Genomic DNA, 23,390 nt, shown 5'->3' with positions numbered 1-23,390 from the left:
CTATGGGAATACAGTGTTTGTCGGCGTGTGCGCGCCAGGCAGTGGCGTCGAAGGGGCCGATGCAGTCAACCAAATCAGCAACGCCGACGATGGTTCCGGATCTAAGGTATCCCCACGTTTTACACCGTAAGCGTCATCTGCTCGCGCACTGCCGCAGGCAGTGCGCGCAAGCGCCCTATCCACCGTGAGACGGGTTCCATCGGCCACTGCCTGACCAGCGCTTCTCGGCCGATGCGTAGCGTGGAGTAAAGCTTGCGTGTGCTGTTGCGAGGAGACAGCCACTGGGCGATACCGGTCGCTTCGCATCCCAGCCCCGCCAACCAGCTGGCGAATGCAGCCAACGTATTGATCAGCAGCAGGATCTGCAGTCGCTCGCCGCGTCGGGTCAAACTGTCTTCCAGCGCCTGGCCGTAGCGATGTGATTTCAGATCGCGAAATGCAAGCTCGATCTGCATCCGTCGTGCGTACACATTGACCAACTGCTTTGCGCTGGGCGCCTGCAGCTGCGGGGATGCAACGATGAGCCAAGGCTCGCGCTCGCGCGCTGCGGCCTTCAGACTCGATGACGCACGCGAGACTTTGGCGGGTGAGCGGCGATTGCACTGTTTGCGCCCTTGCCGTGCCTTGGCGTAAATCACCAACCTGCAATCGAGTGGATCGCTGCGATTGGCCTGCATCGGCGGTAACTCGCATGCACGATTGGACGCCAACACATGCAGTTTCCGGCTGTCGATCCACTGATCTGCTTCATCCCGCACGTCCTGCGGCTTGACTTGCGTGCGCCCGCGCAGTCGCCCAACCCAACACCAGCCCATGGCCGATACAGCGCGGAACCACGGTGTCCGGAAGCCGGCGTCAGTGACCAGGATCGGGCGAACATCGTCCGGAACCAGTGCCCTCAGTTGTTGCAAGAAGCGTCTTTCTGCACCAGGCGATCCCTGCTGCTTTCCTGGCACTACCATGTCCAGCAAGGTAAGCGTGCGGCCGCCCACCGGCACCGCTGCGCGCAGCAGACACCACGATTTGTCTGGCTTCAGATCGCTCCAGTCGATGACGATTACCGGCTGCGCGCCGCGCAGCAGCCAGTGCGCCATCTCGTGGTCGATCACTGATCGCTCGACCTGCAAATTGCGATTACTCAACAGGCGATCAACTGCCTTGAGCGGCGCGCGCACCCGCAGTGCGCTCGGCCACGAACGTGCGATGTCCATCAGTGTCAGCCTGCGTCCGTGCAACAACGCCTCGACCGCATGCAGCAACGCGCGTTCGCGCAACGCATGCATCCCGGACAGTGAGTTGGGCAGGCACTTCTGCAATACTTCGCTGGCGCGCATGGTCGTCAACCTTCTCTGGCTTAGTCACCTTGAAGATTGCGCCATGCGCGCACTTTCTTCCAGGCAATTACGTCGCAAGTGATTGATTTGCCAGGAGGAAATGTGGGGAAACCTCAGGTTCCGGATCCCTTTTTGATTAACGCGATGCGACCACGAATGGACGTTGCGCGGGAGCGCATCTCCCAGGTCTTCTGGCCACTCAGGATCAATGAGATCCACGGTTCGTCAATGACGAGTCCTTTCACTTTTAGGCCCTTATCAACGCCCAGCTACGATCAATCCCGCAGCTTCCCCAAGCGTTGGGGAAGTATGTCTGACCACAAGGCTAGATGGCTAGACTCCTGAACCTCCCATCCTCCTGTGTCGTGCGCTCGGACATCCTGGATGGAAGCGAGATCAGGATTGCGAGGCGCCAATTGCGCAACTCAGAGCGTTTAGACCAGCGTGAGCCAGCCAAATGTCGATTCATCGTTATATTTTTCCAGGGGCATATTTGGGGGCATTCCTACAGAAGAAAATTAAATTATCTTTAATATCAGTATTTTATCGTTATTTTTTGGTAGACCCCACCTCCACCAAACAACGGTCCTAAGACGACCGACTAAGGCCAGGCGTTCTCGAGAGAGACGACTGGCCTTTTTCATGTGCGGTGTTGGGCGTTTGGAGAGTGCTGCCGTGCAGGTCACGCCGGTCAGCAAGAAGGTCCCGGTACCTGGGCTTTGTGCAGCGCCGCCCTGCTTGCTCACGAGTGTTTACAGTGCCGCCTCGTTAGCGGGCGGTAGCGCGAAGCGCCGGCGCCGGCACGGGCAGTGGCAGTGGCAGTGGCAGTGGCGGCACAGCAGATCACCACAACATGACCGTGATGCGTCTCGCCCAGCCCGACAGTGGACGCAGCGCGTCAGAGAGTGACGTCACCGGTCTGTGGCGGATGCGCGCGGACCGGCTCGACCTCATTGCCCTGCATCGGGGTCGCTGGCGCGGTATCGCAGCATAGGCGGTCGAACAGGGCCAGCAATTCGGTGGCTTCCTGTCGCAGCATGACGAAGGCCTGTTTGGTGTGCTCTTCCATTCCTGCTCTCTTTGGCGCGCTCCCCAGCGCTCGTAGAGAGACAGCAGCAAGTGGCGTGCCAGTGTGTTCGCAGAACACGCATGCCTGCCGGCAGGCAATATGCGCTCGGCAGGCAGCTTGCTAGAGCAAGTCAAAAAGGGAATCTTCACCGCCAGTTTGGCCCGTGCGCCGACACCGTCAAGGCGGGCGACATGACCTCCCAAGCCCGGCCTCGCCAGCCGGCCTTTAATCGCGTCGGCCCGAGATCGAACGCCGAAGGCCTTGGAATTCAGGCGGCGTGGGCGAGAAGCGATGCCAGTGCTCAGGCGTATTCGAGCTGCCGCTGGGCGTCGGCGTGCATGGCTTCCAGGATCACCATGCCGGCGGCACGGGCGGCGGACATGGCGCTGCGGTGGTCGGTAAACAGGGGCGAGAGCTCGCCGCGAGCCAGATCGCCGGCCTTGGATGCACCCACCTGCTGGATGCGCCAGTCCGCGCGCCACCCTTGGGCAGGGTGCGGCAGCGCATTGCACGACAACTGGTAACGCCCAAGAAAAATGACCAACGCGTGCTCGGCTCAATGACTCGCCACAAGGATACCGCCGCCTCCGCGCGCAGGCGACCCCGTGCCGCCACCGGGCAAGCGAAGTGAAGCATAGGCACGGCGCTTGCATCGGACTCGACCAGACGATCGTTGTTTGGGGAACACGGTGTTGACCAGAAAAGCAAAACGCCACGCCGCCGGGGCCTTGATGCTCGGCGGGCTGATCTTTGTGTTGATCGGCGTCGGTGGCTACATCACCTCGCGGCAGTCGCTGACGGCGGCCGCGTGGGTCTCGCATACGCAGGAAGTCATTGCCAGCATCGACGAGATCCAGGCCGGGCTGCTGTCGGCGGAGTCGTCGGCGCGTGGCTTCGTGCTGACCGACAACGAGGCCTTTCTGGGCGTGCATGCCGACGCCATCGGGCGCCTGCCCGGGCGCATTGCACGGCTTGAGGTGTTGGTGCAGGACAACCCCCTGCAACTGCGCAACGTGGCCGCGCTGGACAAGCTGGTGGACATGCGCCTGGTGCAGATCAACGACCTATTGCACAGCTATCGCGCCACCGGGCTGGATGGCGCGCGCGCCTCCATCGCCAAGGGCGTGTTCCAGACCTCTTCGGCGCTGCGCCGGCAGGTGCAACTGATGGGCGAACTGGAGCGCCGGCAGCTGGTGTCGCGCACCCAGGCCAACCACGACAGCGCGCGCTGGGTGCTGTGGATGACGGCGATCGGCATTTTGTCCGGGCTATTGGTCATGGTGCTGGCCTACCGGCTGTTGTCGCGCGAATTGGCCCGCCGTGTGCGTGCCGAGGAAGAAGCCAGCACGAGCAGCACGCGGCTGGCCGAATCGTTCAGCACGTTGGAACGCACCTCGGCAGGATTGGAAGCGCTGGCGCGCTATTCGGGCCTGCTGCAGAACTGCCGCAACGCGGAAGAAGCCCTGGAAATCACGGCGCGCACGATCGCCCCGCTGGTGCCCGGTGTGTCGGGCGCGGTGTATCTGCTGCGCGCCTCGCGCGATCGCGCCGAGCAGGTGGCGGCGTGGGGAACGCTGGCCGATGGCGAACGCGGGAGCATCGCGCCCGAAGAGTGCTGGGCACTGCGACGCGACCGCACTCACCTGGTGGAGGACGCCAGCGTAGGCATGGTCTGCCAGCATGCCGGCGTCAATCTTCCGCCGCATGCGAGCACGGTCTGCATTCCATTGTCGGCACAGGGCACCCAGCTGGGCATGCTCGCGCTGCGCGGCGACAACGCGCAGGAACTGGCCTCGCTGACCGTGGCCGAGGCGGCCGCCGAACAATTGTCGTTGGCGCTGCACAACCTGCGCCTGCGCGAGACGCTGCGCCAGCAATCCATCCGTGACCCGCTGACCGGCCTGTTCAACCGCCGCTATCTGGAAGAAGCGCTCAACCACGAGCTGTCGCGCTGCACCCGACGCGTGCAGCCACTGTCGGTGCTGATGCTGGACGTGGACCATTTCAAGCAATTCAACGACCTGCATGGCCACAGTGGCGGCGACCGCGTGCTTGCTGCGATCGGCGAACTGCTGCTGGCGCAGACCCGCGGCGAAGACATCTGCTGCCGCTACGGCGGCGAGGAACTGACCATCATCCTGCCCGAGGTCGACCTGGCCACCGCCAGCGCGATGGCGGAGAAATTACGCGCCGGCATCGATGGCCTGCAGGTAATGGCCGATGGCGTGTCACTGCCCAAGATCACCGCCTCGTTCGGCGTCGCGACCTTTCCCGGGCATGCAGGCAACGCCGCGCAGTTGCTGCGCAAGGCCGACGAGGCGCTGTATCGGGCCAAGCAGGCCGGGCGCAATCAGGTGGTCAGCGCGGTGACGCCGGGCAGCGTGTGACGCCAGGCCCGTGCTGTCAGCGACAGGCCTGCCCGTTGTCGTCGGTCGGGATCAGCCCGGCGCTGGCCAGCATGTCGTCGATGCGGCCACGCACATGCGCGGCGTCTTCGGGTGCGGCGCTGTGCAGGACGGCCTCGGCGCGGGCCTGGAAATCCAGATAATCGAAGTCGGCGTCTTCATCGGACGCCACGTTCGGCAGTGCGTCCTGCAGCGCATCCAGGTGCGCATCCAACTCTGAGCGATTAGGCATCGGTGACTCCACGGCAAAGCCCCAAGGTTGCGGCTATGCCGTCAAGGATCTGCGAAACCGTACAGCGCGTGTGGGATGCGGCATCTGATCGGCTGCGGCGCGCCGAGGTACGTGCTGATCAGCGTTGTGCGCCGTAGCGGCATCTGACCAACGTTGCGCACGCACGATGCGCTGCCGGCGCGCGCCACCTTCCCTCAACTTTCGCACGCGTCGGCCGATACTGATGCCGACTCCTCCAGAACTTCGCCCGTGATCCTCCATTTGCGGCGGGATTTCCGCCTCGGCATCGTCAAGATGCTCGGGCCGATCACCGCGCTGTTGCTCTGCCTGTACGCGGTGTACCTGGCCATGCATGGCCAAGGGGTGGCATGTGCGTTGACTGCCGCACTCGGCCTGGTCGCGGTGTGGCGTGGCTGGCGCATGCGCAGTGCCGAGCGCACTGGACGCGGCGGGGTGTGGCTGGCCTCCATCAATGTCGCTGGCTGCCTGATCGGCTGCTGGAGCGGCGGCGACGGCGCCCTGCCCTGGTTGTTCCCGGTGCTGGCCACCAATTATTTTCTCTGCGGCCCGCAGCGCGCGGTGTTGCTGAGCCTGCCGTTGCTGGCGGCCTTGCTGTTGCTGCCCGGCTTGATCGTCAGCCCTGGCCAGGGCATCTCCACCGTGATGGTCACCTTGGTGACGCTGGCGGTGGGCTACGCGTTCTCGGTGCGCATGCAGGACGACCGCGTGCATCTGGAAGAACTGGCCTCGCTGGATGCGCTGACCGGCCTGCCCAACCGGCGCATGCTCGAGCGCGCGCTCACCCATCAGATCGATCAACGTCAGCCGCAGGATCGGCTCAACAGCCTGATCATCCTGGACCTGGACCACTTCAAGGACGTCAACGATCTGTACGGGCATGCCGCCGGCGATGCGGCATTGGCTGACCTGGCCACGATCCTGCGGTTCGAGGTGCGTGAGCCCTATCAGGTGTTCCGCTTCGGCGGCGAAGAATTCGTAGTGCTGCTGCGCGCCGGCTCGCTGGCGGAACTGGAAGCGGCCACCGAGCGCTTGCGCAAGGTGATCCGCAACGGATTACGTGGGCCGGGCGGACGCATCACCGTGTCGCTGGGCGCGGCCCGCCACGATGGCGAAACGCACTGGCAAGACTGGTTTTCGCGTGCGGATGCGGCGCTGTATCTGGCCAAGAACGGCGGCCGCGACAGCGTGCGCATCGCCGACTGAGTCATCCAGCGCTGATCGGCAATTGCCGATCAGCGATTGATACCGTCGTGCATGCATGGGCGGGACGGCCGCGCGGCCGCCCCGCCCTGCCATCTCAGCGCTCGGCCACTGCCACCGGCGCGGCCGGTGCCTCACCTTGCTTCCAGCCACCCAGCGCCTTGTAGACGCCGACCACGCCGACATTGACCGCTGCTTCGGCCTGCGCCAATGCATCGTCGGCTGCCAGTTGGGTGCGCTGTGCATCCAGTAGGGTCAGGAAGTCTTCCGAACCCTCGCGGTAGCGGATCTGCGCCAGCTGCTCGGCACGCCGCGCCGCATTGGCCTGGTCCACCACGATCGCCAGGCGCGCCTGCTGACGCCCGTAGCCGGTCAAGGCATTTTCGGTATCTTCCAGTGCCAGCAGCACGGTCTGCTGGTACTGCGCCAACGCGCCTTCGGCCTGCGCCTTGCTGGCACGCAGGCGTGCACGTACGGTGCCGAAGTCGAACGCGGCCCAGCTGATCGACGGCGTGATCGACCAGGCCTTTGCGTTGCCCTGGGTCAACCTGGCCGCATCGCCAGACAGAAAGCCGACAAAGCCGCTCACGCTGATGCGCGGGAACAGATCGGCCGTGGCCACGCCCACCTGTGCGGTGGCCGCAGCCAGACGCCGTTCGGCGGTGCGCACGTCCGGGCGTTGCCGCAGCAAGCTGGCGGTATCGCCGAGCGGCAAGGCGCGGGCGAACGGCGGTGCGGTGCGCGCCACCAGGGTGGCATCCAGCGCATTCGGCTGTTGACCGAGCAACACGGCGATCCGATGGCGGTACTGCGCTTCGGCAGTTTCCAGCAACGGAATGTCGGCTTCGATGGCCTTCAAGCGTGCCAGGCTGCTCTGCACATCCAGCTCGCTGCCGGCGCCCAGGTCCCAACGCGTCTGCGTCAGCTTCTGGGTGTCGCGCAGGTTGGTCAGGGTGCGCTTGGAGACGTCCAGCTGCTTTTGCGTGCCGCGCAATTCGAAATAGTTGCGCGCCACCTCCGCGGCCACCGTGACCTGCACGTCCTGCAGGCCGGCCTGCTCGGCTTCCAGGTCGGCACGCGCCGCCTCCGACGCACGCCGCTGGCGGCCGAACAGATCCAGTTCCCACGCCGCATCCAGACCCAGCGTGGTCTGCTCGGTGAGGAAACGCTGATTGCCGGCGATCACCTGCTGTTGTTCGCGGCGATCAAAGCTGCCTTGTGCGGTGATGTGCGGCGCCTGGTCCAACCGGCGTTCGACGAACACCGCACGCGCCTGCTTGACGCGCGAGACGGCAATGCGCAGATCGTGGTTGGCGAACAACGCATCGCGCACCAGTTGTTCCAGCACCGGGTCATCGAACTGCGACCACCAGTTGCCCACCGGCGACTCGGCGCTATAGGCCGCATCCTGCGCGCCTTGCAGCGTCACCGCGGCCGGCGGTTCGGGGCGGTAATCCGGCCCGACCGCGCAACCACTCAGGATCGCCGCGGCAAGCGCGGCGCCCAGCAAGGTCCTCACCATGGCAGCACCTCGCCCAGGTAGGTGAAGCTGCCATTGGGGCCGTGCGCATCGATCAACGCCATCTGCACGCTGCTGTGTGCGCCCTGCTCCACGTCGATCTCGCCGACGCCACCGTTCATGTCGGTTTTGACATAGCCCGGATGCACCATGTTGACCTTGATCGCGCTCTCGCGCAGCTCATGGGCCAGGTGCACGGTCCAGCTGTTGAGTGCGCTCTTGGAGGCGTCGTAGGCAGGTATCTTGAAGTCATAGATCGGCGAGCCCTGCTGTGTGTGCAGGGTCAACGAGCCGAGGATGCTGGAGACGTTGACGATGCGCCCGGCCAGCGAACGACGCAGCAGCGGCAGGAACGCCTTGGTCACGCCGACCACCGCAAACAGGTTGGTGTCGAAGGTGCGCTTCCAGGTGTCCAGGCTCTGCTCGGACGGCTTGCGCTGCATGTCCTCGATCATGATGCCGGCGTTGTTGATCAGGATGTCCAGATGGCCGTGACGCTGCTCCACCGTGCCAACGGCCGCGGCGATGCTGATGTCGTCGTTGACGTCCAGCTGGATGGCTTCCACCGGCAGGCCTTCGGCCTGCAGCTTGAGTGCAGCGGCGACGGCGTCATCGCGCTTGCGGCCAGCCAGCAGCGTGTGCACGCCGGCCTGGGCCAGTTGACGGACGGTCTCCAGGCCGATGCCGCGGGTACCGCCGGTGACCAGTGCGATCTTGTTGGTGCTCATGTGCAATGTCCTTCAAAGATGGGGGAAGAGGAATCAGGCCTTGACCGGATCATGTGCCACGGCGGCCGGTGCGGCGGGTTCGCCACGGGTCACCCACTTGCGCAGGGCCACGTAGAACACCGGCGTCAGGAACAGGCCGAACAGGGTCACGCCCAACATGCCGGCGAACACGGTGATGCCGGTGACCGAGCGCACTTCTGCGCCAGCGCCATGGCCGAACACCAGCGGCACGGTGCCGGCGATGAAGGCGATGGAGGTCATCACGATCGGGCGCAGACGCAGGCGGCAGGCTTCCAGCGCGGCTTCGACGATGCCCTTGCCGTGCATCTCCAGTTCGCGGGCAAACTCCACGATCAGGATCGCGTTCTTGCACGCCAGGCCCATCAACACCACCAGTCCCACCTGCACGAACACGTTGTTGTCGCCACCGGTGAGCCATACGCCGAACAAGGCAGACAGCAAGGTCATCGGCACGATCAGGATCACCGCCAGCGGCAAGGTCCAGCTTTCGTACAACGCGGCCAGCACCAGGAACGCCAGCAACACCGCCATCGGGAACACGATCAACGCCGAATTGCCCTGGATGGATTGCTGATAACTCAGATCGGTCCACTCGATGTTCATGCCGTTGGGCAACACCTTCGGCGCCATGCCGGCCAGCGTCTGCATCGCCTGGGCGGACGACAGCACGCGCGTGTCCGCTTCACCGATCAGATCGGCGGCCGGGTAGCCGTTGTAGCGGATCACCGGATCCGGGCCGTAGGTCTGGCCCAGCGTGACCATGCTGCCGATCGGCACCATCTGCCCGCGATCGTTGCGGGTGCGCAGGTTGGCGATGTCTTCGACGCTGTCGCGGAACTGTCCATCGGCCTGGGCGATCACCTGATAGGTACGACCGAAGCGATTGAAGTCGTTGATGTACGCAGACCCCAGATAGGTCTGCAGCGTGTCGAACACATTGGTCAGCGGCACACCCTGCGCCTTGGCCTTGTCGCGATCGACCTTTGCATCGAGCTGCGGCACGTTGGCCTGATAGGTGCCGATCGGGAACTGCATGCCCGGCGTCTGCGAGATCGCACCGGACATCGCCGTTACCGCAGTCTGCAACTGCCCGTAACCGAGCCCGGCACGATCCTGGATGTACAGCGAATAGCCGGAGCCTTGACCCAAGCCAAGAATCGGCGGCGGCATGAAGGCGAAGGCGAAGCCCTTCTCGATCTGGCTGATGCGCGCGTTGATCTCGGCATTGATCTGCGCTGCGGTCCGGCTGCGTTCGCTGAAGGGCTTGAGGGTCAGGAACAGGGTGCCGGTGTTGGGCGTATTGGTGAACTGCAGTGGATTGAGGCCAGGAAACGCCACCGCGTGCGCAACGCCCTCGGTCTGCAGCGCAATATCGCTGATCTGGCTGATCACCTCGCTGGTGCGCTCCAGCGATGCGCCTTCGGGCAGCTTGGCACCGGCGATCAGGTACAACTTGTCCTGGGTCGGAATGAAGCCGCCCGGCACCAGTTTGAACATCACCCCGGTGCCGACCAACAGCAACAGATACACCATGAAGACCATACCGCGCTTGCCCAGCGCGCGCGAAACCGCACCCTGATACTTGTGCGAGCTGGTGTTGAAGAAGCGGTTGAACGGACGAAAAATCCAGCCGAACAACCGGTCGATCAACCGCGTCGGACCATCCTTCGGGGCGTCATGGGCCTTGAGCAGCATGGCTGCCAGTGCAGGCGACAGGGTCAGCGAGTTGATCGCCGAGATCACCGTGGAGATGGCGATGGTCACCGCGAACTGCTTGTAGAACTGGCCGGTCACGCCCGACAGGAACGCCATCGGCACGAACACCGCGCACAACACCAGCGCGATGGCGATGATGGGCCCGGACACTTCGCGCATCGCCTGATGCGCAGCAGCCAGCGGGCTCAAACCTTCTTCGATGTTGCGCTCGACGTTTTCCACCACCACGATCGCATCGTCGACCACGATGCCGATCGCCAGCACCAGGCCGAACAGGGTCAGCGTATTGATCGAAAAGCCAAGCACATACAGCGCTGCGAAGGTGCCCACCACCGACACCGGCACCGCCAGCAACGGAATGATCGACGCACGCCAGGTCTGCAGGAACAGGATCACCACCAGCACCACCAGCAGCACCGCCTCCAGCAAGGTGCTCACCACCGCCTTGATGGAATCGCGCACGAAGATGGTGGGGTCGTAGGCCGCCGACCAGGCCATGTCCTGCGGGAACTGTTTTTCCAGCTCCGCCATCTTGGCGCGCACCGCATCGGACAACTCGATCGCATTGGCGCCCGGGGACTGGAAGACACCCATGCCCACCGCGCTCTTGCTGTCCAGTTGCGAGCGCAGCGTGTACTTGCCGGCACCCAGTTCCAGCCGCGCCACATCCGACAGGCGCACGATCTCGCCGCTGGTACCGCTGCGGATCACGATGTTGCCGAATTCTTCTTCGGTGGTCAGGCGGCCCTGTGCATTGATCGACAGCAGGAACTCGCTCTTGTTCGGCATCGGCTCGGCGCCGAGCTGGCCGGCGGACACCTGCACGTTCTGCTCGCGGATGGCGGCCACTACATCGCTGGCGGTGAGCCCGCGCGCGGCGACCTTGTCCGGATCCAGCCAGATCCGCATGGCGTAATCGCCGGCACCGAAGATCTGGATCTGGCCCACGCCCGGCAGGCGCGACAGCTCGTCCTTGACCTTCAAGGTGGCGTAGTTGCTCAGGTACAGCGAGTCGTACTTGCCCTTGGGGGAGGTCAGATGCACGACCATGGTCAGCGTCGGCGACTGCTTCTGCGTGGTCACACCCTGGCGCCGCACGTCCTCGGGCAGACGCGCCTGCGCCTGACTGACGCGGTTCTGCACCTGCACCTGCGCCTGGTCCGGATCGGTGCCCGGCTTGAAGGTCACGGTGACCACCAGCACGCCATCGGAGCCGGCGACCGACTTCATGTACATCATGTTTTCCACGCCGTTGATGGCTTCCTCAAGCGGCGTGGCGACGGTCTCGGCGATGACCTTGGGATTGGCGCCCGGATACACCGCACGCACCTGCACGCTCGGCGGCACCACTTCGGGGTATTCGCTGATGGGCAGCAGCGGCATGGCGATCAGGCCAGCCGCGAAGATGATGATCGACAGCACCGCCGCGAAGATCGGTCGGTCGATGAAAAAACGGGAAAAGTCCATTGGGGTGGTCCTGAAAGAGGTTGCCGCCGGGTGGCGGCGCAACACGCCCCGCCCTGAACCGGCCTGATGAAAAGGCCGGTAGTCACGGGCGGGCGATGCAGCGATGAATCAGTGCAGCGGTCGAACCGGCTGCGCAGCCGCCGGGCAGGCGCGACTGCTTGCCAGGTGTGATCGACGAGGCTTATTTGGATGCGGTGCGCTTGTCCGAGGTGGGCACCATCGCCACGGCCTTGGCATCGACCGGCATGCCGGGCATGAAAATCTTCTGCACACCATCGACCACCACGCGGTCGCCGGCCGCCAACCCCTTGCGCACGATGCGCAGACCATCGGCAGTGCGGCCAAGCTCCACATCGCGTCGCTGCGCCTTGCCATCCTTGTCGACCACGTACACGTACTTGCGGTCCTGGTCGGTCAGCACGGCCTTTTCATCGACCAGCATGGCCTTGAACTGGCCGCTGCCGAGCAACTGCACATGCGCATACAGGCCGGGCGTGAACTGCCGATCGGCGTTGTCGAGCACGGCACGCACGCGGATGGTGCCGGTGCTGCGGGTGACCTGGTTGTCGAGGAAATCCACGCGCCCGCTGTGCGGGAAGCCCTGCTCGCCGACCAGGCCGATGCGCACCGGCAACTCGCCGCCACGTTCGTCCGGACGCTCGCCGTTGCGGCTCATCTGCGAGTAGCGCAGGAAGGTGCCTTCATCGGCATCGAAGTACACGAACACCTTGTCCAGCGACACCAGCGTGGTCAGCACGCTGGCGCTGTCGCCGGCGGTGACCAGGTTGCCGGCGGTAACCATCGCGCGCCCGGCGCGGCCGTCGATCGGGGCACGCACGCGTGTCCAGTCCATGTTGAGCTTGGCGGTGTCCACGGCGGCCTGTGCGGCCAGCACTTCGGCATCGGCCTGGTCGGCCGCGGCGCGGCGTTGTTCCCAGGTTTCGGTGGAGATGGCCTGCTGCTCGGACAGCTTGCGCGCACGCGTCGCTTCGCTGCGGGCCAGGCTGGCCTGGGTGCGGGCACGCACCAGCGCGGCATTGGCGCGGGCAAACTCGGCGCGGTAGCTGCGGTCGTCGATGCTGAAGAGCACATCGCCCTTCTTCACTTCGGTGCCTTCGGCGTAATTGACCTTGTCGATATAGCCGGACACGCGCGGGCGTAGTTCCACGCTTTCCACCGGCTCGATGCGGCCGCTGAATTCATCCCACTGGCTGATCTCTTTCAGCAGCACCGGGGCGACACTGACGCTGGGCGGTGGCGGCGCGCCGGTCTCGGCGGCCTTGCTGCCGCAACCGGCCAAAACGACCGCGAGGACAGCGCCCGTCAATACAGTACGCAAGGGAAAACGGAACGGGGTGGCGTTCGGGGTCATGGGGAAATCTCTCGGGCGGGAAGGGGAAACTGCAGACCGGCCAGGCGGCCAGCCGACGGTGCGGTCTGCGGGCGACGGCTGACGGTCACGATGGCGTGTCCGGGCTGGCCAGGCCCGGCGATCAACGAGACGGCGGCGCGGCCGACGTCCACGGCCCGGATCCATTCCGGGCAGGCCTCCTTGGCACGGCTGGGCGTGCACACCGGCTGCTCAACCGACAGCAGGTGCACGCGCACGCCCAACGGCTTGGCTTCTTCGTGCAGCACCTGCGCCAGCATGCGGGTGGCCGCCGCGGCGATGGAGATATCGCCGTGCGCCGACCACGCACGCAGTGCACACGGGCTGCCGAGCAACAGGTAACGGCCGCCGCCATCGGCCTCGGCCAGTAGCGGCATCAGATGCCGGGCGGCCGCCAGGTGCGGAAGCAGGTCGCGGTCCAGCCGGCGGCGCAAGGCGCTGACCGGGCGGTCCAGCAGGCGGCCGGCCTTGAGCGGGCTGCCCAGGCTCGCAACCACCGCCGCCAGCGGGCGTGGACGTTGCGCCAGCTCGGCAGCCAGTGCCTGCGCGGCGGCGTCATCGGCCACCGAGCCCTGCACCGTCTCCAGCAAGGGGCTGTCGCCATGGCGGGCGCGCAACGCGGCCAGCTTGGCAGCATCGCGGCCGACCACCAGCACCGGCAGCTGCGCCTCGAGCAGCGCGGCGACGATGCCGGCACCGACGTTGCCCGCGCCACCCAGGACGACCGTCTCGGATTGGACCATCCCAGTCACGGGACTTTCACTCCCGAAATCGGGACAATCCCACACATGGCCCAACGTGCAGATAGCCCGCTGCGGCGCACCGGCGCACCGCCGGCCTGCCGCTTGGGCGAGGCAGCAAAGGCGCGCGAAACGCTGGAATGCGGGCGTTTTACCGGCATCTGCACCGGATCGAACGCGCTCTCAAGGGCGCCGCGGGGACTGGGGCACAAGCCGAGAAGTTGGCGCAACCACATGGCGGCGCTCCTGCGTGGAGGGGATGCCGCATAAGCTAGGCCTCAAAGCAGCACTTGATTAGTCCGGATTTAGGGGAATAATCGTCCCGCAAGCGGTCCAATCCCTCCAGACTCCGGAAGGCACCCCTCATGACCCACGATCTCAACGACACCCTGATCTTCGTCAAGGTGGTCGAACAAGGCAGTTTCATCGCTGCCGCCAACTCGCTCGGCCTGCCCAAGACCACGGTCAGCCGCAAGGTGCAGGAACTGGAAACCCGGCTGGGTGCCCGCCTGCTGCACCGGACCACGCGTCGCATCGGCCTGACCGAAGCCGGCGCGGTCTATCACGAACACTGCCAGCGCATTGCCCGTGAACTGGAAGAAGCCGAAAGCGCCGTCGGCCAATTGCAGTCGGGCCCGCGCGGCTGGTTGCGCTTCACCGTGCCGTACTCGCTGGGCATCACCTGGATCGCGCCGTTGCTGGGCGAATTCCACGCGCAATACCCGGAAATCCAGCTGGACATGCACCTGGGCAACGAGAAGCTGGACTTGATCGGCGGCGAAGCCGATCTGGCCCTGCGCGTGGGTGCCCTGCCCGATTCCAACCTGGTTGCGCGCAAGCTGGGCAGCCTGCGCACGCAGGTGTTTGCCAGCCCGTCTTACATCGAACGCTATGGCGAACCGCTGCATCCGGACGAGTTGCAGTTCCATCGCACGCTCGCCCTGCGCAAGAACCGCAATGTGCACAACAACCGCTTCTTCTGGTCGCTCAGCGACGGCAGCGATGTGCGCGAATTCCCGGTCAATCCGTTGATGGTGGCCAACGACCCGGCCGCGCTCAATGGTGCGGTGCTGTGCGGCGAAGGCTTGTTGCTGACCGGCGATGTGATGGCCAAGCCGTTCGTGCAATCGGGCATGGTGCGGCGTGTACTGGCAGGTTGGACCGGGCCGGAAGTGGACTTCAACGCGGTCTTCGCCGGTGGCCGGTTGGTGTCGCCGAAGGTGCGGGCGTTCGTGGATTTCCTGGTGACACGCCTGAACTTCGACGCCGATTACATGATGGCGCAGTGCCCTGCACGGCTGGCCGCACAGCGCGCCAATGGGGATGCGGAGGTGGAGGTTGAAGTGGAGGCCGAGTTGCGCGCCGAGGGTAAGCGCATTTTGGAAAAAGCTACGGCGTGACGGGCGTTTTGTGCGGTCTCGACGCGTAGCGCGGCGGGTTCTCCTTCTCCCATTGGGGGAAGGTGCCTGCGGGACTGTTGGGGGTGAGGTGGGTTCGTTGTTCTGATATTCGTAATCGGATTTGCGTCTAGCTCGCGCAAGAAAGTTGATGCGACGCTTTAAGCGAATCCCTAATCCCGACGCTCCAATCCCGGCTTCAACGCAGAGCTTTCGCGCCTGCGGCGCGAGTTCCTTTTGTCTTGGCAAAAGGAACCAAAACCGCTGTCGCCGACGCAATCCGGTGCGGTGAAGCCGCACCGGTGCCCTGCGCTCCTCGCCACGCCTGGCACGGCGCCCAAACTCGCTGCGCTCAGACAAGGGCGCCTCTTCGGCCACGCGCAGCTGCGGTGCTCGGCTTGCTTTAAGGCGACTGGGTGAAGCAGGAGCAAAAGCGGAACAGCGGTGCCGAAGCAAAGTTTCAGGCTTGGCAGGCGACGGATCGCTGTGTTGATCGCAAACAGAGCAATACAGCGACAGCGACAGCGACAGCGACAGCGACAGCGACAGCGACAGCGAGTTCAATGATGAGGAATGCAGACGTTTTGTTGGACGTTTTTTTGCTCTTGTTTTTTGTTTGTGTTGGCGTTTTGCGTAACCAGTGATCTGGACCTTGCTCTTACTTCAGGCCGTCTGTAACTCAAAAAAAAGGCCGCTTTCGCGGCCTTTTTCATGCATCCGGTGACGCCAGTTACACGTCACATGACGCCATCAAACTCAGCGCATGCCGGTAGTGCTGGCGGCGCCTTCCTGGCGTAGCGGAATCAGGCGGATTTCGACGCGGCGGTTCTGTGCACGGCCGGCGTCGGTGCTGTTGTCGGCGATCGGGTAGCGCTTGCCGGCGCCCATGGTTTCCATGCGTTCGCGCTGCACGCCCTGTGCGGTCAGGTACTGGGCCACCGCGTTGGCACGCTCTTCGGACAGGCGCTGGTTCACCGCATCGCTACCGACGCTATCGGTATGCCCCACCACTTCCACCATGGTCTGGTTGTACTCACGCAGTGTCGAGGCCACGCCGTTGAGCGCGGTGTAGAACTGCGGCTTCAACGCAGACTTGCCGAAGTCGAAGGTGATGCCGTCGGGCAGGTTCAAGGTGATGTTGTCGCCCTGGCGCTGCACGTCGATGCCGGTGTTGGCGGTGCGCTCGCGCAACGCGCGTTCCTGACGATCCTGGTACTGGCCCACGGCCGCACCACTCAATGCGCCGATACCGGCACCGATCATCGCGTGCTGACGGCGTTCGGTGGCGCTGTCGCCGGTGAGCAGGCCGGCGGCCACACCGATCGCGGTACCGATCAGCGCATTGCGGCCGGTGCGGTTCTGTTGTTGGGTCTGGTCGCCGTACTGGTCGCGCTGCACGTACGAGCCGCCGGTGGCGCAGGCGGACAGCGCGATGGCGCTGGCCAAGGCCACGGCAAGGCTCTTGCTGGCTGCTGGGGACATGGTGTTCTCCTTTGGCCGGACCATCCGGCGCTGAATCGTGCCGCGAGGATAAACAGCGCAACGCGACTGGCACATGATGAAATCGCCCGCCGCCAGCGTTCGGCTAGCGGTTCATTCAGGAAAACGTTTTCGCTTAGCCGCGCGTGCCTGCGTAGGCCGCCAACGCGGCATCGCGCCCTTCGGCCAGGCCGATGATCGGCGCGCGCGGATAGGTCGGTGCCAGCCGCGCCAGCGATAACGGATGCAGCCACGGTGCAAAGCGCTCTTTCACCGGCAATGCCGCCAGCTCGGGAATCCAGCGCGTGATGTAGGTGGCTTGCGGGTCGAATTTCTCGGCCTGCGTCACCGGATTGAACACGCGGAAATACGGCGCCGCATCGGCGCCAGTGCCGGCCACCCACTGCCAGCCCATCGTGTTGTTGGCCAGGTCCGCATCCACCAAGGTGTCCCAGAACCAGCGCGCGCCCTCCAGCCAATGCACGCGCAGATGCTTGCACAACAGGCTCGCCACGATCATGCGCACGCGGTTGTGCATCCAGCCGGTATGCCACAGCTGCCGCAGCCCCGCATCGACGATCGGGATGCCGGTGCGCCCGCGCTGCCATGCGTCCAGCGTGACCGGATCCACCGTGGCCCAGTCGAAGCCGGCAAAGCGCGGGTTGAGGTTTTGCGTGGTGGTGTCCGGGAAGTGATGCAGCAGGTGGTACGCAAAATCGCGCCATCCCAACTGGCGAATATAGCCGTCGATGTCCGCGCCATTGCGCGCGCTGCGCTGCGCCTCCAAGGTGCTGGCAATGCGCCAGGGCGCGATCTCGCCAAAATGCAGATGCGGCGACAACTGCGAGGTGCCAACGCGGTCGGGACGGTCGCGGTTTTCGCGGTAACCCGACAGCGCGCCGTCGACAAAGATCTCCAGCATCTCGTGCGCACCGGCTTCGCCCGGCTGCCAGTGTTCCCAGAAGCCCTGATCCCATGCCGGCGTGGGCAGCAGGTTCAGCGCATCGACGTGCACACCGTCCAGCGACGCGGGCAACGGCGGCAGGCTGCGCGGCGCGGGCATGGCATCGGGCAAGCGCAGCTGAGTGAGTGCATTTCGCCAGAACGGCGTAAACACCTTGTACGGCCTGCCCTGCTGGGTGGCCAGGGTCCACGGTTCGAATAACAGCGCGGCGTTGCAGCTTTGCACCTCCAGCCCACGCTCACGCAGGCTGCGCTTGATCTGCGCATCGCGTGGCTGGGTGGCCGGCTCGTATTTGCGGTTCCAGTACACCGCCACCGCTTCGGTCTGCGCGATCACCGCGTCCAGCACCTGCGCGCTGTCGCCCTGACGAATCAGCAACGCGCTGCCGCGCGCGCGCAAGGAGGCATCCAGTGCGGCGAGACTGCGATGCCGCCACGCACGCGATGCCGCGCCCGGCGCCCATTGGCCTTCTTCGTGCGGTGCATCGATGTAAAGCGGAATCGGGTCGTGCCCGGCATCGAGCGCGGCGCGCAAGGCGGGGTTGTCCTCCAGACGCAGATCGCGACGGAACCAGACGATGGCGTAAGACATGCAGACTCGGCAGCGGCAGGTGAGGCCGCGCAGCATAAGCCAGCGGCCGCAACGATGGCGCGATGCCAGCCGCGGAGTCTGTGCGAAGCGTTCGCTGGCGCACCGTCGGTGCCGCGATGTGCGGCAGCAATCGCTACGCGTCACGTCCTACCCGCCTTACGCGCGCTGGTGCAGCTCCGCGCGCATGGCGCCCAGGCATCGCTGCTGACACATGCAGTGCCGGGCACCTGCGCCCGCATTCCTCGTCGACCGTCATCCCTGAGGTCAAGATGCCACACGTTGCCAGCGGCTTACTCGAAGCTACCCACCGAGTCGTGCGCCAGATTGTCAAAGCGCGTGTATTCGCCGAAGAACTTGAGTTTGCACGAGCCGGTCGGGCCGCCACGGTGCTTGCCGATGATGATCTCGGCCAGGCCCTTGTCGGGCGAGTTTTCCTTGTTGTAGTAGTCGTCGCGGTAGATGAACACAATCATGTCCGCGTCCTGCTCGATTGCGCCGGATTCGCGCAAATCGGCCATTACCGGGCGCTTGTCGGTCCGCGTTTCCAGCGAGCGATTGAGCTGCGACAACGCAATCACCGGCACGTTGAGTTCCTTGGCCAGGCCCTTGAGCCCACGCGAAATTTCCGAAATTTCGGTCGCGCGGTTTTCGCTGTTGCCCGGCACCGACATCAGCTGCAGGTAGTCGATGACGATCAGGCCCAGGTCGTGTTCGCGCTTGAGCCGGCGGCACTTGGAACGCAGCACTTCCGGCGACACGCCGGGCGTGTCGTCGATGAAGATCTTGGTTTCCTTCAACATCTTGATCGCGCCGGTGACGCGCGCCCAATCCTCGTCTTCCAGCGCACCGGTGCGCAGGCGTTGCGCATTGATGCGGCCGTTGGAAGAAATCAGGCGCATCGCCAGCTGCGACGCCGACATTTCCATCGAAAACACCGCCACGCCTTTCTTGGACTTGATCGCGGCGTATTCGGCAATGTTCAACGCCAGCGTGGTCTTGCCCATCGCCGGACGTGCGGCCAGGATGATCAGATCGGTCGGCTGCAGGCCGGCGGTCATCGCATCGAAATCGGTGTACCCGGTCGGCAGGCCAGTGATGTTGCCGCCGTTTTCGAAGCGGTTGCGCAGCTCTTCGAACGCGTCCTTCAAGGCGCCCGGCATCGCCACGAAGTCGGTCCGCCCACGCGCGCCTGCTTCGGCGATCTTAAACACCGCTTTTTCCGCCGATGCCAGCAGCTCGACGCTCTCGCGGCCTTCTGGCTGGAAGCCATCGTTGACGATGTTGGTGCCCACTTCGATCAGCTGCCGCAACACCGCCTTGTCGCGCACGATTTCCGCGTAGGCGGCGATGTTGGCCGCCGACGGCGTGGTGCTCGCCAGCTCGATCAGATAGGCGCCATCGCCCACCTGCTCCAGCTTGCCCTGCGACTCGAACCACTCGCCCAGCGTGACCGCATCGAACGGGCGATCCTTCTCGGAGAGCTCGCGGATGGCGCGGTAGATCAGACGATGGTCGCGCCGGTAGAAGTCGTTCTCGGTGAGCTGATCGTTGACCTTGTCGAACGCATCCGGCGCCAGCATCAGGCCGCCCAGCACCGCCTGCTCGGCTTCCACCGAATGGGGTGGAACCCGCAGCTGGTCCAGACGCGGCTCGGGACGATCGTAGTCATCACGATCGCGGTCGCGATTGCGGTTGGAACGGAAGCCGGGACGAGCGGACATGGACGGACAGCCTGACGCGAGGGAGACGGGGGCAGGAAGCATAGTCATCACCGGCGGCGAGGACCATGCACAACTCTGTGGATAACTGGTGCATAGCCAGTGCACCACAGCCTACGCCGGTGCGGTCTCACTGCCCGCGATGCCCTGCCCCCGTCTAGCCTGCGGGCATGCCGGCCCGGCCCGCGCGCTCAGCGTGTGTGGTGTGCGATCCAGGCCAGGAAGCTGTCGACAAATCCCTGCAGGAACTTGCGGCTGTCGGCATCGGCAATCTGGCCGTCGGCGCCGAACAAGCCATCCTTGTATTGCAGATAGATCTCCGGCTGGCCGAGCACGTGCATGTCCAGGTAGGCCAGCACGCCACGTAGATGCTGCTGCGCCAGCGCGGTGCCGATCGCGCCGACCGAGATCCCCGCGATGGCGGCCGGCTTGCCGGCGAAGGCGCTGTCGCCATATGGCCGCGAGGCGGTGTCGATGGCGTTCTTGAGCACGCCGGGGATCGAGCGGTTGTATTCCGGGGTCACGAACAGCACCGCATCGGCCGCGCGTAATTGCTGCTTGAGGCGGGTGCCTTCGGCCGGGTAATCGCTGTCGCGGTCCTGGTTGTACAGCGGCAGGTCGCCGATCTCCAGGAACTCGAACGTGGCCTTGTCGCCGGCCAGCTGCGCCAGCGCCTGGGCCAGCTGGCGGTTGTAGGACTGCGCGCGCAGGCTGCCGACCAATACCGCAATGGTGTACTTGCTCATGGGGAACGCTCCGTGGGAACCAGCGCCCCACTGTAGGCAGCGTGGCGCGCACACCCGGTGAAGCGCCGCCCGCGCTACGACCGGACGATGGCAGCCCGCTGCGCGCGCCAGTGGTCCTGCCAGGCCTGGAACATCAGCACCGTCCACAGGTGGGTGTGCCACTTGCGCTCGCCGCCATTGAAGTCGCGCCACAGCCCGGCCACGGTATCGGCGGCGAACACGCCTTCGCGCTGCAGCGTGCCGTGTGCCAGCAGATCGTCGGCCCAGCCATGCAGGTCGCCGCGCAGCCACGCACTCACCGGCGCACCGAAGCCACGCTTGCCGCGGTAGACCATCGGCTCGGGCAGATAGCGGCACAGCACGCGCTTGAGCAGGTACTTGCTGACCCCATCGCGGTACTTGAGTGAGAGCGGCAACGACCAGGCGAACTCGGCCACGCGCCAATCCAGCAGCGGCGCGCGCGCCTCCAGCCCCACCGCCATGGTGGTGCGGTCGACCTTGCACAGCAGATCGTCCGGCAGATACGCAGCGAAGTCGGCCAGCATCATCGCGTCGGCCGGCGTGCCCGAGCCATGCAGCGGATCGGCCAGGCTGTAAAAACTGTCTGGCTCGGTCGCGCCCAGCACCACCGCGGCCGGGTCGCGCCAGCGTGAGATGCGGTTGCGGTAGATGTCGCCGATGCCGCGTGCGCCCGCCTCGGCCACCAGTGCCGCCAGCCCGCCGGTGCGCGAGGCTTCGCCGCTCTTGCGCGCTGCCACCGCCATCAGGCGCCGCAGCGGCGCCGGCACCAGCCCGTGCATGCGCCAGTTACGCAGCGCGCGCTGGTAGCGCCCATACCCGAAGAACAGCTCGTCGCCGCCATCGCCGGATAGCGCCACGGTGACGCCACCGCGCGCCAGCCGCGCCACCAGCGCGGTGGGCACCTGCGAGGCGTCGGCGAACGGTTCGTCGAACATGTCCGGCAAGGTCGGCACCACCGCCAGCGCATCGGCGCCGCTGACATACAGCTCGGTGTGATCGGTGTGCAGGTGCGTGGCCACTTCGCGCGCCAGCGGCGCTTCGTCGTGGTGCGAGCCCTCAAAGCCGATGCTGAAGGTGTGCACCGGCTGGTCGCTCTGCGCCTGCATCATCGCGGTGACGATCGACGAATCGGTGCCGCCAGACAGGAACACGCCCACCGGCACGTCGGCCACCATGCGCAACGCCACTGCATCGCGCAGCAGACTATCCAGCTGCTCTTCGGCCTGGGCATCGGTGCCGGTGAATGGCGCGGCCAGCGCACGCTGCATGGCCTCGCGGGCATTCCAGAACGGTTGCTGGGCCTGGTCGGGCCGGTGTGCGGCGGCGCCGGCGGCCACCGCTTGGGCGTCCAGCCGCAGCACCCGCCCGGGCATCAGCTTGAAGGTACGCTCGTGGATGCAGGCCGGCGCCGGGATATAGCCCAGCCGCAACAGCAGGGTGAGCGCATCGCGGTCCACGCCGTTGTCGAAATCCGGGTGCTGCCACAGCGCCTTGAGCTCGGAGCCGAACACCAGCGTGTCACCGGCCCAGCCGTAGTACAGCGGCTTCTTGCCCACGCGGTCACGGGCCAACGACAGGCAATGGTCGCGTTCGTCCCACAGCGCCAGCGCGAACATGCCGTTGCAGCGCGCCAGGGTGTCGTCCAGGCCCCACTCCACCACTGCGGCCAGCAGCACTTCGGTATCCGAATGCCCGCGGAAGCGGTGCCCGAGCGCCGCCAGCGCCGCGCGCAACTGCGCGAAGTTGTAGATCTCGCCGTTGTAGGCCAGCACGTAGCGGCTGTCGGCCGAGCGCATCGGCTGATGGCCGAGCGGAGAGAGATCCAGGATGCTCAGGCGCTGGTGGGCCAGCGCAACGCCGGCCTGCGCATCGCACCAGGTACCGGCATCGTCTGGGCCACGGTGGCGCAAGGCGCCGCCCATCGGCCGCACCAATGCCTCCAGCTGCTCGCCGTGCATGCGCGGTGTTGCCAGCAACAGTCCTGCCAATCCACACATCGTCAGTGCTCCTGCCGGCCGCTCATGCGCTCACCGGCGCAGGCATCGCCACGAAGCCCGGCAGCGCCCGCACCCGCTGCAACCAGCCGTCAATCGCCGACCAACGCTCCAGATCGAAGCCGCCGTCTTCGGCGCAATGGGTATAGGCGAACAACGCGATGTCGGCGATGCCGTAGTCGGCGCCGGTGAACCAGGCATGCTGGCGCAGGTGCTGTTCCATCACCCCCAGCGCCTGCTCGCCACGCGCGCGCAGCTGCGGCAGCTCGGCTCGGCGTGCGGCATCGCGCGGCGTCCACAGGCTGATGAAGCGCGCTACAGCCACGTAGGGCTCGTGGCTGTACTGCTCGAAGAACATCCAGCTCAGCGCCTGCGCGCGTTGCCAGGTGTCGGTGGGCAGATACGGCGTGCCTTCGGCCAGCCAGAACAGGATGGCGTTGGATTCGGTCAGCACGCGGCCGTCGTCGCGTTCCACCATCGGCACCTTGCCGTTGGGATTCTTGGCCAGGTACTCGGGCGTGCGGGTCTCGCCGGAAACGCTATCGACCTCGACCCAGTGGTAGCGGCTGCCGAGCTGCTCCAGCAGCAGACGCACCTTGTAGCAGTTGCCCGAGCTGGACATGCCATGCACGGTCAGG

The 23,390-nt window shown here is 65.4% G+C and carries 20 protein-coding genes; 3 read left to right on the top strand and 17 right to left on the bottom strand.

Annotated elements, in window-relative coordinates; all coding sequences use genetic code 11:
• Positions 1-119 precede the first annotated feature (119 nt).
• The 4 genes from XCC_RS07535 to XCC_RS07525 all read right to left on the bottom strand — a co-directional run bounded on the left by XCC_RS07535 (position 120) and on the right by XCC_RS07525 (position 2,947).
• Positions 120-1,334 carry an IS4-like element IS1481A family transposase gene (locus tag XCC_RS07535; RefSeq protein ID WP_011035386.1) on the bottom strand — a complete coding sequence of 405 codons (1,215 nt, stop codon included), beginning with the start codon at positions 1,332-1,334 and terminating at the stop codon, positions 120-122.
• 113 nt (positions 1,335-1,447) lie between these two features.
• Complete coding sequence (locus tag XCC_RS22750; protein WP_407368640.1) at positions 1,448-1,513, bottom strand: hypothetical protein; 66 nt, start codon at positions 1,511-1,513, stop codon at positions 1,448-1,450.
• A gap of 719 nt (positions 1,514-2,232) precedes the next feature.
• A complete protein-coding gene (locus XCC_RS22075) occupies positions 2,233-2,403 on the bottom strand; it encodes a hypothetical protein (RefSeq protein ID WP_011036637.1) in 171 nt (56 codons plus the stop codon).
• Positions 2,404-2,704: 301 nt separating this feature from the next.
• Complete coding sequence (locus XCC_RS07525) at positions 2,705-2,947, bottom strand: hypothetical protein (RefSeq protein ID WP_011269914.1); 243 nt, start codon at positions 2,945-2,947, stop codon at positions 2,705-2,707.
• Positions 2,948-3,134: 187 nt separating this feature from the next.
• On the opposite strand from XCC_RS07525, the gene XCC_RS07520 reads away from it, so the two are divergent.
• Complete coding sequence (locus XCC_RS07520) at positions 3,135-4,790, top strand: sensor domain-containing diguanylate cyclase (protein WP_043877806.1); 1,656 nt, start codon at positions 3,135-3,137, stop codon at positions 4,788-4,790.
• Between the two features lie 16 nt (positions 4,791-4,806).
• On the opposite strand, the gene XCC_RS07515 is transcribed toward XCC_RS07520, so the two are convergent.
• Positions 4,807-5,040, bottom strand: a complete 234-nt coding sequence (locus tag XCC_RS07515) for a hypothetical protein (RefSeq protein ID WP_019237807.1) — start codon at positions 5,038-5,040, stop codon at positions 4,807-4,809.
• A gap of 249 nt (positions 5,041-5,289) precedes the next feature.
• On the opposite strand from XCC_RS07515, the gene XCC_RS07510 reads away from it, so the two are divergent.
• Positions 5,290-6,264, top strand: coding sequence for a GGDEF domain-containing protein (locus XCC_RS07510; RefSeq protein WP_011036633.1), 975 nt, complete (start codon positions 5,290-5,292; stop codon positions 6,262-6,264).
• 94 nt (positions 6,265-6,358) lie between these two features.
• On the opposite strand, the gene XCC_RS07505 is transcribed toward XCC_RS07510, so the two are convergent.
• From XCC_RS07505 to XCC_RS22625, 6 genes are all read right to left on the bottom strand, one after another.
• Entirely contained in the window at positions 6,359-7,783 is a 1,425-nt protein-coding gene (locus XCC_RS07505; RefSeq protein ID WP_011036632.1) for an efflux transporter outer membrane subunit, read from the bottom strand.
• Positions 7,777-8,508: an SDR family oxidoreductase gene (locus XCC_RS07500; RefSeq protein WP_011036631.1), complete on the bottom strand. Its 732-nt coding sequence runs from the start codon at positions 8,506-8,508 to the stop codon at positions 7,777-7,779. Before XCC_RS07500 ends, XCC_RS07505 begins: the two co-directional genes overlap by 7 nt.
• A gap of 33 nt (positions 8,509-8,541) precedes the next feature.
• On the bottom strand, positions 8,542-11,712 hold the full coding sequence (locus XCC_RS07495; RefSeq protein ID WP_011036630.1) for an efflux RND transporter permease subunit: 3,171 nt from the start codon (positions 11,710-11,712) through the stop codon (positions 8,542-8,544).
• Positions 11,713-11,893: 181 nt separating this feature from the next.
• Positions 11,894-13,084 carry an efflux RND transporter periplasmic adaptor subunit gene (locus tag XCC_RS07490; protein WP_011036629.1) on the bottom strand — a complete coding sequence of 397 codons (1,191 nt, stop codon included), beginning with the start codon at positions 13,082-13,084 and terminating at the stop codon, positions 11,894-11,896.
• Positions 13,081-13,854 carry an SDR family NAD(P)-dependent oxidoreductase gene (locus XCC_RS07485; protein WP_029628996.1) on the bottom strand — a complete coding sequence of 258 codons (774 nt, stop codon included), beginning with the start codon at positions 13,852-13,854 and terminating at the stop codon, positions 13,081-13,083. The genes XCC_RS07490 and XCC_RS07485 overlap by 4 nt, the downstream gene beginning before the upstream one ends.
• Positions 13,851-14,078, bottom strand: a complete 228-nt coding sequence (locus XCC_RS22625; protein ID WP_019237805.1) for a hypothetical protein — start codon at positions 14,076-14,078, stop codon at positions 13,851-13,853. The genes XCC_RS07485 and XCC_RS22625 overlap by 4 nt, the downstream gene beginning before the upstream one ends.
• A gap of 129 nt (positions 14,079-14,207) precedes the next feature.
• On the opposite strand from XCC_RS22625, the gene XCC_RS07480 reads away from it, so the two are divergent.
• Positions 14,208-15,242, top strand: coding sequence for a LysR family transcriptional regulator (locus XCC_RS07480; protein ID WP_011036627.1), 1,035 nt, complete (start codon positions 14,208-14,210; stop codon positions 15,240-15,242).
• Between the two features lie 753 nt (positions 15,243-15,995).
• Here XCC_RS07480 and XCC_RS07475 read toward each other — a convergent pair.
• The 6 genes from XCC_RS07475 to XCC_RS07450 all read right to left on the bottom strand — a co-directional run bounded on the left by XCC_RS07475 (position 15,996) and on the right by XCC_RS07450 (position 23,374).
• Positions 15,996-16,721, bottom strand: coding sequence for an OmpA family protein (locus XCC_RS07475; protein WP_011036626.1), 726 nt, complete (start codon positions 16,719-16,721; stop codon positions 15,996-15,998).
• A gap of 133 nt (positions 16,722-16,854) precedes the next feature.
• On the bottom strand, positions 16,855-18,273 hold the full coding sequence (locus tag XCC_RS07470) for a cryptochrome/photolyase family protein (protein WP_019237804.1): 1,419 nt from the start codon (positions 18,271-18,273) through the stop codon (positions 16,855-16,857).
• 290 nt (positions 18,274-18,563) lie between these two features.
• On the bottom strand, positions 18,564-19,994 hold the full coding sequence (locus XCC_RS07465) for a replicative DNA helicase (RefSeq protein ID WP_011036624.1): 1,431 nt from the start codon (positions 19,992-19,994) through the stop codon (positions 18,564-18,566).
• A 188-nt stretch (positions 19,995-20,182) separates the two neighbouring features.
• The gene (locus tag XCC_RS07460) at positions 20,183-20,737 is read right to left on the bottom strand and encodes an NADPH-dependent FMN reductase (protein ID WP_011036623.1); all 555 of its coding nucleotides are present in this window, start codon (positions 20,735-20,737) and stop codon (positions 20,183-20,185) included.
• Between the two features lie 74 nt (positions 20,738-20,811).
• Positions 20,812-22,755 carry an asparagine synthase (glutamine-hydrolyzing) gene (gene asnB / locus XCC_RS07455; RefSeq protein WP_011036622.1) on the bottom strand — a complete coding sequence of 648 codons (1,944 nt, stop codon included), beginning with the start codon at positions 22,753-22,755 and terminating at the stop codon, positions 20,812-20,814.
• A 22-nt stretch (positions 22,756-22,777) separates the two neighbouring features.
• On the bottom strand, positions 22,778-23,374 hold the full coding sequence (locus tag XCC_RS07450; protein ID WP_043877926.1) for a glutathione S-transferase family protein: 597 nt from the start codon (positions 23,372-23,374) through the stop codon (positions 22,778-22,780).
• Between the last annotated feature and the right edge of the window lie 16 nt (positions 23,375-23,390).

This window comes from Xanthomonas campestris pv. campestris str. ATCC 33913 (assembly GCF_000007145.1).
Taxonomy (GTDB): Bacteria; Pseudomonadota; Gammaproteobacteria; order Xanthomonadales; family Xanthomonadaceae; genus Xanthomonas; species Xanthomonas campestris.
The sequence above is the reverse complement of the archived record's forward strand: the minus strand, read 5'-3'. Positions and strand labels throughout refer to the sequence as shown.

What these genes read in the sequence shown, in the direction of transcription:
- XCC_RS07460 (WP_011036623.1), bottom strand. Translation starts at nt 20,737, where the DNA reads ATGAGCAAGTACACCATTGCGGTATTGGTCGGCAGCCTGCGCGCGCAG.
- XCC_RS07450 (WP_043877926.1), bottom strand. Translation starts at nt 23,374, where the DNA reads ATGTCCAGCTCGGGCAACTGCTACAAGGTGCGTCTGCTGCTGGAGCAG.
- XCC_RS07470 (WP_019237804.1), bottom strand. Translation starts at nt 18,273, where the DNA reads ATGTCTTACGCCATCGTCTGGTTCCGTCGCGATCTGCGTCTGGAGGAC.
- XCC_RS22075 (WP_011036637.1), bottom strand. Translation starts at nt 2,403, where the DNA reads ATGGAAGAGCACACCAAACAGGCCTTCGTCATGCTGCGACAGGAAGCC.
- XCC_RS07520 (WP_043877806.1), top strand. Translation starts at nt 3,135, where the DNA reads ATGCTCGGCGGGCTGATCTTTGTGTTGATCGGCGTCGGTGGCTACATC.
- XCC_RS07480 (WP_011036627.1), top strand. Translation starts at nt 14,208, where the DNA reads ATGACCCACGATCTCAACGACACCCTGATCTTCGTCAAGGTGGTCGAA.
- XCC_RS07465 (WP_011036624.1), bottom strand. Translation starts at nt 19,994, where the DNA reads ATGTCCGCTCGTCCCGGCTTCCGTTCCAACCGCAATCGCGACCGCGAT.
- asnB (WP_011036622.1), bottom strand. Translation starts at nt 22,755, where the DNA reads ATGTGTGGATTGGCAGGACTGTTGCTGGCAACACCGCGCATGCACGGC.
- XCC_RS07505 (WP_011036632.1), bottom strand. Translation starts at nt 7,783, where the DNA reads ATGGTGAGGACCTTGCTGGGCGCCGCGCTTGCCGCGGCGATCCTGAGT.
- XCC_RS07535 (WP_011035386.1), bottom strand. Translation starts at nt 1,334, where the DNA reads ATGCGCGCCAGCGAAGTATTGCAGAAGTGCCTGCCCAACTCACTGTCC.
- XCC_RS07515 (WP_019237807.1), bottom strand. Translation starts at nt 5,040, where the DNA reads ATGCCTAATCGCTCAGAGTTGGATGCGCACCTGGATGCGCTGCAGGAC.
- XCC_RS07500 (WP_011036631.1), bottom strand. Translation starts at nt 8,508, where the DNA reads ATGAGCACCAACAAGATCGCACTGGTCACCGGCGGTACCCGCGGCATC.
- XCC_RS07495 (WP_011036630.1), bottom strand. Translation starts at nt 11,712, where the DNA reads ATGGACTTTTCCCGTTTTTTCATCGACCGACCGATCTTCGCGGCGGTG.
- XCC_RS22625 (WP_019237805.1), bottom strand. Translation starts at nt 14,078, where the DNA reads ATGTGGTTGCGCCAACTTCTCGGCTTGTGCCCCAGTCCCCGCGGCGCC.
- XCC_RS07490 (WP_011036629.1), bottom strand. Translation starts at nt 13,084, where the DNA reads ATGACCCCGAACGCCACCCCGTTCCGTTTTCCCTTGCGTACTGTATTG.
- XCC_RS07475 (WP_011036626.1), bottom strand. Translation starts at nt 16,721, where the DNA reads ATGTCCCCAGCAGCCAGCAAGAGCCTTGCCGTGGCCTTGGCCAGCGCC.